Raw genomic sequence first — 12017 nt, forward strand, 5'->3', positions numbered from 1 at the left:
GGAATGGTCGACAGCTACTATTCTGGCGTGTATTGGCCTGGACGACCTGAGTCGCTAGAGGCCTACTCCCGGCGAGCCGAGCTTTTTTTTCGGAACCTGTCTGCCGTGGATCAAAGCCTTGCAAGATGGTTTGAACAGGCTGCTTCTCGGGATGCTGCCCTCAAAACCGAATTCTTGCCGAGTGCCGAGACCTTCCTTGGCTTGTTTGCGAAGAAGAAGTATCGAATCGGGGATGGTGAGATCTTCTTCGCGGCGTGGAATGGAGAGTCCAGCGCGAGTAGTGTGGTCAACTTTTCTTGTGGCTCTCCATCGCCTCAGACAGTGGACCTCTGCGTGTGGGCCCCTCCGTCAATCGGGGATGTCGCGGGGCGACTCTTGTCTGCGCCCATGCTCACGCAAGTGATGCGCGCGATGGTGCTGGCATGGGAACCTGAGTGGGGGGTCTTTACGTCTGACCGTCATCGCGACGCCGTATCCGAGTTCGCGGACACCGGCACGTTCGTGGGATGGGGGACATACCTTTCGCGGAATCGGGGCGTAGTGCCCCCGCTTCCTGCCCCCGTTCGCATCGAGCAGGTAAAGGACAAGGGCACCCTCATCGTTCTCACGCCCGAGCGCTTCACAGTCGGCAACCCGGAGCATGTGGCGCTGGCTGAGCGGGTGCGGGAGCTGTTGGACCGGGCCGGACTCTTGAAGCCGCTCCAGGCCCAGCCGTAGGCGCCAGGCCGAATTGGAGCGGGTCCGCTCCTCCCAGAAGCAGCTCGCCAATCGCCTTCCGCTCACTCCAGGCTGAAGGCGCGCGCCAGCGTCAGCATCTCCACCTGGACGGCGCCCGCTTCACGCAGGGCCGAGGCCGCCGCCCTCGCGGTGGCGCCGGTGGTGAACACGTCGTCCACCAGCAGCACACGTTGTCCGGAGACACGGGACGACGCGGCGAAGGCCCCGTCGACGTTGCTCGCCCGGTCCGCTTCGCTCAGCCCCACCTGCCGCTGTGTCTCGCGGTGTCGCGTCAGCAGGCCCACCGGCGCCTGCCGCCCCGTGGCCTTCGCCAGCGCGCCCGCCAGCAGTTGAGCCTGGTCGTACTTGCGCGCGTGATAGCGGCGCTTGTGCAGCGGCAACGCGACCACCAGCCCCGGCGCGCGGCTGAGGAAGCTGTGCGCCTCGCCCGCCAGCAGCTCCCCCAGCGGCCCCGCGAGGTTGGGGTGGTCTTCGTACTTGAAGCGGTGGATGGCGCGCGCCAGGGGCCCTTCGTGCGCGAAGGGCGCCCAGGCGCGGGTGAAGGGCGGCGGCGAGGCGCGGCACCGGGGGCAGGTGTCCCCGGGAAAGGCGCCGGGCTCCGCGCAGGTGCGGCAACACGCGGGTGGCAGCCGCTCCAGCGCGGTGTCGCACGTCTCGCAGAAGAAGCCCTCGGGGCCCGGCAGCACCTTCGTGCACGCCAGGCACGAAGGCGGATAGAGCAAATCCAGCAGCGCCTTCAGCACTGGCCGCGCCCCGCGCGCATCACGGCAGCAGACCCTGCCGGTTCATCTCCTTCGACTGCGGCAGCCCCATCACCTTGCACAGGGTGGGCGCGATGTCCGCGAGGATGCCCGGGCGCAGCTTCTGCCCCCGGAAGTCCGGGTGGATGAGGTGGAAGGGCACCGGGTTGAGCGTGTGCGCGGTGTGCGGCTCGCCCGTCTCCAGGTCCACCATCTGCTCGCAGTTGCCGTGGTCGGCGGAGATGGCCAGCACCCAGCCGTTGCGCTCGCACGCCTTGCCCAGCGCGCCCAGGCACTCGTCCACGACCTTCACCGCCTTCATCGCCGCGTCCAGCCGGCCGCTGTGGCCCACCATGTCCGGGTTGGCGAAGTTCACCAGCGCGAAGTCGTACTTCCCGGAGTCCAGCCGCTTCACCAGCTCGGCCGTCACCTCGTAGGCGGACATCTCCGGCTTCAAGTCGTACGTCTTCACGTCGCGCGGGCTGGGCACCAGGTGCCTGTCCTCACCCGCGTAGGTGACCTCGCGGCCGCCGTTGAAGAAGAACGTGACGTGCGCGTACTTCTCCGTCTCCGCCGTGCGGAACTGGCGCAGCCCCTGGCGCGACAGCAGCTCCGGGAAGATGTCCTGCGGCTGGTCCGGCTCGAAGAGCGCCGGCAGCTTGAACGTCTCGTCGTACTGGGTCATGCACAGGTAGCGGCCCAGCCGCAGCCCGCCCCGGTCGAACTCCTTGAACTCCGGGAACGCCAACGCCTGCGTCAGCTCCCGCGCCCGGTCCGCGCGGAAGTTGAAGAAGAGCACCGCGTCGCCGTCCTGGATGCGGCCCACCGGCGTGCCGTCGCCGCCGGCCAGCACCGTGGGCTTCACGAACTCGTCGGTGACTTTCTCCGCGTAGGACGCGCGGATGGCGCTCAGCGCGTCCGGCGCCTTGGGCCCGCGGCCGAACACCAGGGCCTCATAGGCCTGCTGCACGCGGTCCCAGCGCTTGTCGCGGTCCATGGCGTAGTAGCGCCCGCTCACGGTGGCGATGCGGCCCGTCTGTGTCTCATGGAGGAAGCGCTCCAGCTCCTCCATGTAGCCCAGCGCGCTCTGCGGCGGCGTGTCTCGCCCGTCCAGGAAGGCGTGCACGTAGACGTGCGCCACGTTGCGCTCCTTCGCGGCCTTGAGCAGCGCGAACAGGTGGTCCATGGACGAGTGGACCCCGCCGGGCGACACCAGCCCCAGCAGGTGCAGCGCCTTGCCGTCCGCCTTCACGCCGTCCAACGCGGCGCGCAGCACGGGGTTCTGCGCCAGCTCACCGGACTCCGCGGCGCGGTTGATGCGCACCAGGTCCTGGTAGACGATTCGCCCCGCGCCGATGTTGGTGTGGCCCACCTCGGAGTTGCCCATCTGCCCCTCGGGCAGGCCCACGGCAAGGCCGGCCGTCTGCAGCTCGGTGAAGGGGTAGGGGCTCGCCAGCTTGTCGAGGTGCGGCGTGCCGGCCAGCAGGATGGCGTTGTTGTCGCGCTCCTGGCGGATACCCCAACCATCCAGGATGCAGAGCAGGACCTTGTGCGCGGGCGTCATGCTCCGAACCCTAACCACGCAGGCGTCAGACGGGAGAGGACAAAAAGCGGGCGGGTTCCACCGGGGGCCGCGCCGCATCTCCAGGGGCGTCAAGCAGGGCCGGCCGCCCGCCTCCCAGGCGTTCAATGGGGGCGCCAGCGAGGACGCCTCACCCCGCCACCGCGCGACTCACCGCCAGCGCCGCTGGCGCCATGCGTCAGACTCCGTTCAAGGCCGCGAGCCGGGCGTCCTACTCCGAGCGGGCGCGCGTCTTGTACGTGAGCACCGGCGCCAGGGTGGCCACCACGCGGACCAGCCCCGCTTCGACCAGGTCCGTCACCACGCGGTCGATGGGCTTGTACGCGGGCGGAGCCTCCTCGAAGAGCAGGTCCTTGTTCTCACATACCACGTGGCTCTTGAAGGACGTGCGCGTGAGGGACTCCGCCGTGAAGCGCTCCCGCATCCGCTCTCGCGCTGCGGTGCGCGTCCACTTGCGGCCCGCGCCGTGCGCCAGGCTGTGCGCGCTGGTGTGGCTCTCGCCCGTGGGAATCACCAGGTAGCTCAGGGCGCCTCGGCTGCCGGGAATCACCACCGGCCCTTCGTCGGACGGCGCCGCGCCCTTGCGGTGCAGCCACTGCGTCCGTCCCGTGTCACGCCGAGGGGTGACGCTGTTGTGGCACACGTCGAGGACTCGCTGGCCCATCGCGCCGATGCCGTCCAGCATCCGCCGCGCCACCAGGGCCCGGTTGGCCCGGCCCCACTCCACCGCGTGGTCATGGCGCGTGAGGTAGGTCCGCGCGTCGGGTGAGTCGTCCGCGAGCCCGCCCGCCGCGTGCCGGTCCACGTGGGCCCGGAGAATCGCCTCGCCGAGGCCGCGCGAACCGGAGTGCACCAGGAGCAGCAAGCGGTCCGCCTCCAGGCCCAGGGCGCTGAAGACCTTCGAATCATGGACCGCGTCCACCCGCTGCAGCTCCGCGAAGTGGTTGCCGCCGCCCACCGTGCCCAGCGCGGCCTCGTAGCCCGAGGACTTCACGCCGTGCTCCTGGAGGAAACCTTCCGTGTCACCCGTCCACGGGCCCTCCAGGTCCAACTTGCCGGCCCAACGCTCGGGTCTGGCTTTGCGTGCCAGCAGGTCCACGTTCCACAGGCCCATGCCGCAGCCGATGTCGCTGCCCACCAGGTAGGGATAGAGGAAGCCTTCGGAGGTGAAGGCCGCGCCCACCGGGGCACCCTTGCCGGGGTGCAGGTCCGGGAGGCCCACCGCCAGCTTCATACCGGGCAGGCGGGCCATGGCTTCGAGTTGCCGCACCGCCTCGCCTTCCACCCAGGACTGGGAGGAGGCGATGACACGCACGGGCGCCCGCGGCGCGGAAGAGGGGAGCGTTTCAGTCGAGGCGTCAGTGCGCATGCCCGGGATGACGGCACCCGCGCGCCACGCCTGACGGTGGGTCCGGGGCCCGTGCCCGGCCGCCTACTTGTGGTACGGCTCGCCCTTGAGGATGGTGAACGCGCGGTAGAGCTGCTCGATGAGCACCACGCGCGCCAACCGGTGGGGCAGCGTCATCTTGGACAAGGACAAGGTGAGGTTCGCCGCGTCCCGCACGCTGGCGTCGAGCCCTTCGTCCCCGCCAATGATGAACAGCAAATCCTTGGCGCCCGTCTGCGCCTTGCCGACGTAGCGGCTCAGCTCGACGGAGTCGAGCAGCGCGCCGCGCTCGTCCAGGGCCACCAGCCAGTCCTGTGGCTTGCGCCTGGCGAGAATCGCCTCGGCCTCGGCGGCCTTCGCGTCCCCGGGCTTGAGCCGCTTGCCGCTGGCCTCGGACAGCTCCACCAGCTCGAAGCGGGTGTAGTGGCCCAGGCGTCTGGCGTACTCCTGGACCGCGGGCTCATACAGGCCCGAGCGGTCCTTGCCGATGGAGAGGAGCCGGACCTTCACCTCAGGCCAGCTTCTCCCGGGACGCGTCGGCCCAGAGGCCCTCGAGGTCGTAGTGCGCGCGCAGGTCGGTGAGGAACAGGTGCGCCACCACCTCGCCGTAATCCAGCAGCACCCACTGGCCCGTCTCGAAGCCCTCGGTGCCGATGGGGCGGAGGGGCGCGTCCCCCGTCTTGAGCTGCACCTGGACGTTCTCCGCCATGGCGCTCACCTGACGGTCCGTCTCCGCGGAGGCGATGACGAAGTAGTCCGCGTAGGACGTCATCCCGCGCACGTCGAGGATGACGACGTCCTGCGCCTTCTTGTCGAGCAGCAGGTTGCCAATGCGGTGCGCCAGCGCCTTGGCGGCCGGGTTCTCCGCGGGGCCCGCCTTCTGGGGCGGGGCGACTGGGAGCTTCGCCTTCTTCTTCTTCGCGGGCGCCTTGGCGGGGGCCTTCGCCGCCGAGGCCTTCTTGGCGACAGGGGCCTTCTTCTTCGCGGGCGTCTTGCCCGATACCGTCTTCTTCCGGGCCGCCGGGGCCCGGGTGGTGGTCTTTTTCGCGGTCGTCTTCTTCTTCGTGGCCATGTGCGGCGCACCCTACCGCACCCTTGGCAACACGGAAGCGGTCCTCTATCTCCTGGTGTCCATGAGCGACGCCCGGCTGGAACAGTTCAAGAAGATGGTGGCGGACTTCCCGGACTCCCCCATGAGCCATTTCTCCCTCGGGAAGTTGTACCTGGAGCGGCGGCAGTACCCCGAGGCCGCCCACGCCCTGGAGGCCGCCGTCCGGCTGGACCCCACCTACGCGGCCGCCATGGTGGCCCTGGGGGATGCCTGGGCGGGGGCGGGGGAGGCGGGCAAGGCGCGCGAGGTGCTGGAGCGGGCCAGGGCGCACGCCCTGGCCCAGGGGCACCCGGGGCTCGCCGAGGAAATCGACGAGCGCATCGCCGACCTGGCGTAGGCCGCCGCCCTCAGTAGCGCCAGGTGAAGCCGACGCTGAAGACCTGGCGCGTGTAGGTGAGCGCGTTCCGGGGCAGCCGGGTGCTCCAGATGCCCCAGGACGCCTCCAGGTCCAGGGTGTCCGTCAGCGGCCGGGCCAGCTTCGCCGAGAGCGAGTTCTGCCCCTCGTCCTCCTCCACCAGGATGATTTCCGGGGAGAGATAGATGCCGTCCGGGTACTGGGTGAGGCCCAGCGAGCCCTGCGCCAGCAGCGTCACCCGCCAGGGCAGCCGGACGCCGGCGTTGGCGGACACCCGGTGGCGCCGGAGCGTCTCGCCGTAGCTGTTGGAGGAGAGCTCCTGGAAGGCGTACGTCAGCCCCAGGGCCACCGGGCCCCGGTAGGTGTACGACGCCCCCGCCGTCAGGGCCCCGTCCTGGCGCCGGCCGGGGAGGAGCCCCGAGCTTCCCCCCGCCCCCGGAGGCCGTGCCCGGGGCGCGGTGCCGAAGCGCCGGGCGTTCCAGTCACCGAAGACGGACAGGCTGTGCCGGCGGTCGAAGCGGTAGCGGCCCAGCACGCCCACCTCGGGGCCGCCGAAGTTGGCGGTGGGGTCCGGCCGGTACACGAAGCGCCGGGCGCCCGCCCGCACTCGCAGCGCCAGGCGCACGTCCGGGGCGTATTCCAGGAAGGCGGTGGTCCCCAGGTCCGAGTACGAGCGCGAGCCGCCCCGCCGGTCCTTCGCGTGGCCCTCCAGGCCGATACCCAGCGACGTGCCCAGCGCGTGGGAGGCCTCCACCGCGCCCGACTGCACCAGCGTGTCCTCCTCCTGGTAGAGGACGTACTTGCGCGCGCCCAGCTCGTAGCGGCCCACCAACTGGGCGCGCTCGAAGGAGCCGCGTCCCTCGGCGGCGCCGAGCAGGCTGAGGGCGAAGTCCCGCTCCGCCCCGGGCGTGTCTCTGTCGGAGTAGTCCCGCGGCGCGTTGGTGTCCAGCAGCAGGCGCGCGGAGCCCCTCAGCGCCCCCTCCCACTCGGCTGCGGGCGCACGTGCGGCGGCGAGCATGGCGAGGACGAGCAGTAGCGGTGCGAAGGAGCGGGCCACGGCGCCGCGCACCATACCCCGTCGCAGGAGGGCAGGGGCGGCCGTCCGGTCGCTCCCACCGGTGACGGCGCCCCCAGCGGCCCGTTACATTGAGCCCATGCGCCTCGTGTCTCTACTGGTGGCGGCCAGCCTCGGCCTGTCCGCCTGCGCCTCCTCCACCTTCACCACCGAGGTGAAAGGGGAGTCGACCGTGCCCGCGGGCCCCCCTGGCGACGTCACCCTCCTCAACGGGCTGCCCGCCATCAGCAGCTTCGCGGGGATGGACTTCGACAAGAACCAGGACTTCAAGAACCAGGGCATCCGCAAGCGCGAGGTGACGTCCGTCAAGGTGGAGTCCCTCACGCTCAAGGTCCTCAGCCCCAATGACCAGGACCTCACCTTCCTGGACTCGGTGGAGTTCTACGCCCGCGCCGGGGACCGGGAGGAGCGCATCGCCTCGCGCCAGGACGTGGCCCAGCTCGACTTGCGGCCGCCCAACCCCGTGCTGTCGCTGCGCGTGGACAACGTGGAGCTGCAGCCCTATGTCTCCGCGCCGACCATGAGCATCATCATCCGCGGCCGGGGCCGCATGCCGGAGCGCGAGGTGCGGCTCCAGGCGGTGGTGAAGCTCCAGGTGGAGACCGGGCTGCTGTAGGCGGCGTCAGGGACGTGTCCCTCAGGGGACGCCCAGCTCCCGCGCGCGCCGCTCCAGCTTCGTGGCGCGGCCTTCCAGCTCCCGGGCCAGCGCCTCCAGCCGCGCGGCCTCCGCCTCCATCGCGCCCAGGTCCACGGGCCCACCCGAGGCCAGGTCCTGGGCGCGCTGCGTTTCGACCAGGGGCCTGCGGTCCGCGGCCCGGGCCGACAGGGGGGTCGGCGTTGGAGACGGGCCTGGGTCCGGGTCCGCGCCCTCGTTGGGACGGCCCCCCACGTTGGGGCCGGGGGGCGCCGCGTCGTCGCCCTGGAACATGGGCGTACCGGGCTCGGAGCGCTCCACCTGGATGCTCCGGTCGCTGCCCATGCGCAGGCGCAGCCGCCGGTCGTGGTCGTCGAACATCGACTCCTCGCCCAGGAAGTCGTTCATGCGCCGGTCCAGGTCGCGCTCCTCGCGCACTTCAGTGATGCGGCCGCGCAGGGCCTTCATCCGCTCGCGCACCTTGTCTCCGGTGTCGCGGAGCGTGTCCGCCTGGGCCAGCAGGTCCTCCGGGTCGTCACCGCCCGCCGTGGCCCTGTCCAGGGAGGGCACCTGCGAGGCCGGCAGCGCGGCGCGCACGGCCTCACGCTCGGCGCGCACCGAGCGCACCGACTCCAGCAGCTTCGCGCGCTGGCCCCGGTCCGTCGTGCCTTCCCAGGCCGCCAGCAGCCGCGCCAGCTCATCCGACAGCGCCGTGTGCAGCGCCAGGTGGGCGCGCTCCGCCTCGCCCTCCGCCGCGACCACGGCCTGCGCCAGGCGGGTGAGCTGGCCGCTCAGCTCCTGCGAGCGACGCAGCGCGTCCTCCAGGTCCGTCCCCGCCATCAGCCGGCCCTGGCGCCGCGCCTTCAGCGTCTCGATGCGCGCCGCCAGCCCGTTGAGCTCGTCGCGCAGCGCCTGCTGCTGTCCCCGCAGGGCGCGCGTCTCCGCGCGGGCCACCTGGGCCCGCCCCCGCACCGCCTCCAGCCCGGACGCCGCCTGACCAGGCATGGCCAGCAGCAGGCTCAGCAGGAGGGCGAGGGCGCGGGGATTCATCAGGGGCAGCCCCGAAGCAAGGTGAGTGCCAGCCCGCCTGCCCATCCCCGGTGCTCATGGCCACCCGGCGCCCAACAATTCCGGACACCTGGCGCATCCAGGAGGACGGGGGCTGAGGTGGGACATTGGTGAAAAGTCATGGGGGGCGGGGGTGGACGACGGATTTTCGAGGATCAGCCCTCCTCGGGGGGCGTCTCCCTGGGCAGGAAGCCGTACTTCTCCAGCTTGTAGTACAGCGCGGACGTCTTGATGCCCAGCAGGCGGGCCGTCTCTGTCTTCACGCCACCGGCCTTCTCGTAGGCCCGGGCGATGAGCTGGCGCTCCAGGTCCTCCAGGATGTCCGGAAGTGGGCGGTCTCCCTGGAGCACGGGCAGGCCCGCATCGAGGCGCGAGGTGCCCGTGGCGGTGAGGTGCGAGGGCAGGTCCAGGTCCGTGAGCCGCTCGCCCTCGGCGAAGACGAGCGCCTGTTCGATGACGTTCTCCAGCTCGCGCACGTTGCCGGGCCACGCGTGGCGGGCCAGGGCGCGCAGCGCGCTGTCGTCCAGCCCCGTGACGCGCCGGTTCACCCGCACCGCGTGCTTGGCCACGAAGTGGCGGGCCAGCACGGGGATGTCCTCGGGCCGCTCCCGCAGCGGCGGCAGCGTCAGCGGGACGATGTGCAGCCGGTAGTAGAGGTCCTCGCGGAAGCGGCCGGCCTTCACCTCGGCCTGGAGGTCCCGGTGGGTGGCGCTCACCACGCGCACGTCCACCTTGAGGGTGTCCTCGCCGCCCACGCGCTGGATTTCCTTCTCCTGGAGCACGCGGAGCAGCTTGGTCTGCACGGACGCGGGAACCTCGCCAATCTCGTCCAGGAACAGCGTGCCGCCGTCGGCCAGCTCGAAGCGCCCCAGCTTGCGCTTCACCGCGCCGGTGAAGGCGCCGCGCTCGTGGCCGAACAGCTCGCTCTCCAGCAGCGTCTCCGCCAGCGCCGCGCAGTGCACGACGACGAAGGGCCCGTCGCGGCGGGGGGAGCGCTGGTGGAGCATGCGGGCCACCAGCTCCTTGCCGGTGCCGCTCTCGCCGCGCACCAGCACCGTGGCGTCGCTCTGCGCCACCTTGAGGACGTTGGACACCAGCCGCTGCATGGGCTCGCTGTCGCCCACCAGGTTGCCATGGGTGAGGGCCGCGTCCGTGTCGTGCGCGTCGGTGCGCGCCGTCAGCCGCTCCACCTGCTTGCGCGTGGACGCCAGCTCCAGGCCCTTGTCCACCTTGGCGCGCAGCACCTCCGGCGGGAAGGGCTTGGTGATGAAGTCGTAGGCGCCTTCCTGCATCGCCTGCACCGCGGTTTCAATGGTGCCGAAGGCCGTCACCACCATGACGACGGCGGCGGCATCCAGCGCCTTGAGGGACTTCGTCACCGCGATGCCGTCCATGCCGTCCATCTTCAGGTCGGTGACGACCAGGTCGAAGGGCGCCTTGCGGTAGGCGGCCAGGCCGTCCTGGCCGCTGCGCACCGCGGACACGGCGTGGCCCGAACGGGTGAGGGTGACCGTCATCCCTTCCCGCAGCGTGTCGTGGTCGTCGATGACGAGGATGCGCGCCATGGCGTGAGTCGAATCTCCCAACGTCCCAGGGCCGGCCGCCCGGGCCGCCGCATGAGAGCACATCCGGCCCGGCCCGCTCCACCCGCGCGCGCATCGCACGCGAAGGGGCTGGCGCCGCCCGGCCGGGAGCAGTACGGGGAGGCATGGAATCCGATGCCTCGTCCTCCATGGCCCTCCAGGCGTTGCTCGCGCGTCACGTCCCCGAGGACGTGAAGGAACAGGAGGACCTGGAACGGATGCGCCACTTCGCCCACGCGCTGGCGCGGCCCTTCTCCCGGGAGCAGCGAGAGGCCCACTTCACGGGCAGCGCGGTGGTGGTGGACCCGGCGGGCGCGCGCGTCGTCCTGCTGCACCACCGCAAGCTCCAGCGCTGGCTCCAGCCCGGAGGTCACGCGGATGTCACGGACGCGGGCGAGATGGCGGCCACCGCGCTGCGTGAAGCGCGCGAGGAGACGGGCTGTCGCGTCTTTCTGCACCCCACCGCGCCCCAGCCCCTGGACGTGGACCTCCACACCATCCCCGCGCGCCGCGACGAGCCGGAGCACCACCACCTGGACGTGCGCTTCCTCGTGGTGGCGGAGAACCCCGACGCCCTGGCGCATGACCCGGCGGAGTCCTTTGGCGTGCGGTGGCTCACCTGGGATGAGGCGATGACGCACGCGGACGAAGCGCCGCTGCGCCGCATGCTGGCGAAGGCCCGGCGCGTGGTGGCGGGCGCGCCGTGAAGCGGTGGAAAGCGGAAGCGCGCAAGGACTCGCGGTCAGGGGCAGTGTGGCCCCGCGGACCGTGCACGCGCGCCCGCACCCGGATTTGAAACAAAGATATGGAAAACGCGGCCTGACTGCCTTTGGGCCCGTGGTGCCGCCGGAGAGCGATTGCAACCATGCCGCCCGGCTTGGGCGGGTGAGGGAGGTCATGCCGGCCTGTCACCCGCCGGGAAGCCAGGAGCAGCGCCCATGTCGCCCGTCTCGCGAGAAGTGGCTCGGCCCGAAGCCGCGCCCCACCGTTACGTCCCCCCTGACCTGACGCCCACCGCGCATCCCCGCTGGCTGGAGTCGATGCTGGAGTCCCTGCGCGAGGATTGGAACACGGCCTGCTGGCCTCCGTTGTTCCGCGCGACGGCCGACGGCCAGCGCCCGCCGCTGCGTCACTGGCGGCGGGTGCTGGCCCACTTCTTCCCCATCGTGGAGGCCTTCCCCAAGTACATGGGCCTGTCCCTGGCGAAGACGACCTACGGCCAGCGTCCGGGAGACGCGAGCGCGCGGCGCTGGCTGCTCCAGAACCTGGGCGTGGAGGCGAAGCACGCCGAGTGGTTCATCGACTGGATGCGTGGCATTGGCCTGGCGCCGGACGAGGTCTTCCGTCAACGCCCCCTGCCGGAGGTGCGGGCGCTGCACGAGCACCTGCTGGACACCTGCGCGCGCGGGACGCTGGCGGAGGGCGTGGCCGCGTCCAACTGGGCGGTGGAGGGCATCACCGGCGTGTGGACCCGCGAGGTGGTGGAGCCCTTCCGCGCCTATGCCGAGGAGGGCGCGCGCATCGACGCGTACTCCATGATGTGGCTCAAGGTGCACGCGCGCTATGACGACCAGCACCCGGAGGAGGCGCTGGAAATCATCAAGCTGTCCACCGACGCGAGCAGCGGAGAGCCCTTCCGCGTCCAGGCGGCCGCCAGGAAGTCGCTGCGGATGTATGCCGCCGCGCTCCACGCGTGCTGCAAGGACTGAATCGCGCGACACCCGCGCACAGTCCGCTCGGTGGG

Annotated in this window: 13 protein-coding genes; 5 read left to right on the top strand and 8 right to left on the bottom strand. The window is 71.1% G+C overall.

From position 1 onward, the window contains the following. The first annotated feature begins 3 nt into the window (after positions 1-3). Positions 4-717 (top strand): Imm52 family immunity protein, encoded by a 714-nt coding sequence (locus MYMAC_RS38530; protein WP_095957411.1) that lies wholly within the window; start codon positions 4-6, stop codon positions 715-717. A 62-nt stretch (positions 718-779) separates the two neighbouring features. Here MYMAC_RS38530 and MYMAC_RS37350 read toward each other — a convergent pair whose 3' ends face one another. From MYMAC_RS37350 to rsfS, 5 genes are all read right to left on the bottom strand, one after another. Continuing rightward, positions 780-1481, bottom strand: a complete 702-nt coding sequence (locus tag MYMAC_RS37350; protein WP_204817420.1) for a ComF family protein — start codon at positions 1479-1481, stop codon at positions 780-782. 19 nt (positions 1482-1500) lie between these two features. After that, a complete protein-coding gene (gene gpmI, locus MYMAC_RS06245) occupies positions 1501-3042 on the bottom strand; it encodes a 2,3-bisphosphoglycerate-independent phosphoglycerate mutase (RefSeq protein WP_095957412.1) in 1542 nt (513 codons plus the stop codon). Positions 3043-3271: 229 nt separating this feature from the next. Beyond that, positions 3272-4429: an RNA ligase RtcB family protein gene (locus tag MYMAC_RS06250; RefSeq protein WP_095957413.1), complete on the bottom strand. Its 1158-nt coding sequence runs from the start codon at positions 4427-4429 to the stop codon at positions 3272-3274. A 63-nt stretch (positions 4430-4492) separates the two neighbouring features. Further along, on the bottom strand, positions 4493-4957 hold the full coding sequence (locus MYMAC_RS06255) for a 23S rRNA (pseudouridine(1915)-N(3))-methyltransferase RlmH (RefSeq protein WP_013935604.1): 465 nt from the start codon (positions 4955-4957) through the stop codon (positions 4493-4495). Position 4958: 1 nt separating this feature from the next. Further along, positions 4959-5519, bottom strand: a complete 561-nt coding sequence (gene rsfS / locus MYMAC_RS37355) for a ribosome silencing factor (protein ID WP_013935603.1) — start codon at positions 5517-5519, stop codon at positions 4959-4961. Here rsfS and MYMAC_RS06265 point away from each other — a divergent pair. Further along, positions 5518-5895 carry a tetratricopeptide repeat protein gene (locus tag MYMAC_RS06265; RefSeq protein ID WP_204817422.1) on the top strand — a complete coding sequence of 126 codons (378 nt, stop codon included), beginning with the start codon at positions 5518-5520 and terminating at the stop codon, positions 5893-5895. The two genes, rsfS and MYMAC_RS06265, sit on opposite strands and share 2 nt — an antisense overlap. 10 nt (positions 5896-5905) lie before the next feature. Here the strand turns inward: MYMAC_RS06265 and MYMAC_RS06270 are convergent, their stop codons facing one another. Next, positions 5906-6985: a hypothetical protein gene (locus MYMAC_RS06270; protein WP_157757456.1), complete on the bottom strand. Its 1080-nt coding sequence runs from the start codon at positions 6983-6985 to the stop codon at positions 5906-5908. Positions 6986-7067: 82 nt separating this feature from the next. Between MYMAC_RS06270 and MYMAC_RS06275 the strand changes: the two genes are divergently transcribed. Then, positions 7068-7604, top strand: coding sequence for a hypothetical protein (locus MYMAC_RS06275; protein WP_204817424.1), 537 nt, complete (start codon positions 7068-7070; stop codon positions 7602-7604). Positions 7605-7625: 21 nt separating this feature from the next. Here the strand turns inward: MYMAC_RS06275 and MYMAC_RS06280 are convergent, their stop codons facing one another. Both MYMAC_RS06280 and MYMAC_RS06285 read right to left on the bottom strand, forming a co-directional pair. After that, positions 7626-8672 (bottom strand): coiled-coil domain-containing protein, encoded by a 1047-nt coding sequence (locus MYMAC_RS06280; RefSeq protein WP_204817426.1) that lies wholly within the window; start codon positions 8670-8672, stop codon positions 7626-7628. Positions 8673-8845: 173 nt separating this feature from the next. Then, positions 8846-10255, bottom strand: coding sequence for a sigma-54-dependent transcriptional regulator (locus MYMAC_RS06285; protein WP_095957416.1), 1410 nt, complete (start codon positions 10253-10255; stop codon positions 8846-8848). 143 nt (positions 10256-10398) lie between these two features. Here MYMAC_RS06285 and MYMAC_RS06290 point away from each other — a divergent pair, with 143 nt between their 5' ends. Both MYMAC_RS06290 and MYMAC_RS06295 read left to right on the top strand, forming a co-directional pair. Next, positions 10399-10980: an NUDIX hydrolase gene (locus MYMAC_RS06290; RefSeq protein ID WP_095957417.1), complete on the top strand. Its 582-nt coding sequence runs from the start codon at positions 10399-10401 to the stop codon at positions 10978-10980. 231 nt (positions 10981-11211) lie between these two features. Continuing rightward, the gene (locus MYMAC_RS06295) at positions 11212-11982 is read left to right on the top strand and encodes an iron-containing redox enzyme family protein (RefSeq protein WP_095957418.1); all 771 of its coding nucleotides are present in this window, start codon (positions 11212-11214) and stop codon (positions 11980-11982) included. The last annotated feature ends 35 nt before the right edge of the window (positions 11983-12017 follow it).

It is taken from the genome of Corallococcus macrosporus DSM 14697 (assembly GCF_002305895.1).
In the GTDB taxonomy this organism is placed as follows: domain Bacteria; phylum Myxococcota; class Myxococcia; order Myxococcales; family Myxococcaceae; genus Myxococcus; species Myxococcus macrosporus.

What these genes read in the sequence shown, in the direction of transcription:
- MYMAC_RS38530 (WP_095957411.1), top strand. Translation starts at nt 4, where the DNA reads ATGGTCGACAGCTACTATTCTGGCGTGTATTGGCCTGGACGACCTGAG.
- gpmI (WP_095957412.1), bottom strand. Translation starts at nt 3,042, where the DNA reads ATGACGCCCGCGCACAAGGTCCTGCTCTGCATCCTGGATGGTTGGGGT.
- MYMAC_RS06250 (WP_095957413.1), bottom strand. Translation starts at nt 4,429, where the DNA reads ATGCGCACTGACGCCTCGACTGAAACGCTCCCCTCTTCCGCGCCGCGG.
- MYMAC_RS06265 (WP_204817422.1), top strand. Translation starts at nt 5,518, where the DNA reads ATGTGCGGCGCACCCTACCGCACCCTTGGCAACACGGAAGCGGTCCTC.
- rsfS (WP_013935603.1), bottom strand. Translation starts at nt 5,519, where the DNA reads ATGGCCACGAAGAAGAAGACGACCGCGAAAAAGACCACCACCCGGGCC.
- MYMAC_RS06270 (WP_157757456.1), bottom strand. Translation starts at nt 6,985, where the DNA reads ATGGTGCGCGGCGCCGTGGCCCGCTCCTTCGCACCGCTACTGCTCGTC.
- MYMAC_RS06275 (WP_204817424.1), top strand. Translation starts at nt 7,068, where the DNA reads ATGCGCCTCGTGTCTCTACTGGTGGCGGCCAGCCTCGGCCTGTCCGCC.
- MYMAC_RS06280 (WP_204817426.1), bottom strand. Translation starts at nt 8,672, where the DNA reads ATGAATCCCCGCGCCCTCGCCCTCCTGCTGAGCCTGCTGCTGGCCATG.
- MYMAC_RS06285 (WP_095957416.1), bottom strand. Translation starts at nt 10,255, where the DNA reads ATGGCGCGCATCCTCGTCATCGACGACCACGACACGCTGCGGGAAGGG.
- MYMAC_RS06290 (WP_095957417.1), top strand. Translation starts at nt 10,399, where the DNA reads ATGGAATCCGATGCCTCGTCCTCCATGGCCCTCCAGGCGTTGCTCGCG.
- MYMAC_RS06295 (WP_095957418.1), top strand. Translation starts at nt 11,212, where the DNA reads ATGTCGCCCGTCTCGCGAGAAGTGGCTCGGCCCGAAGCCGCGCCCCAC.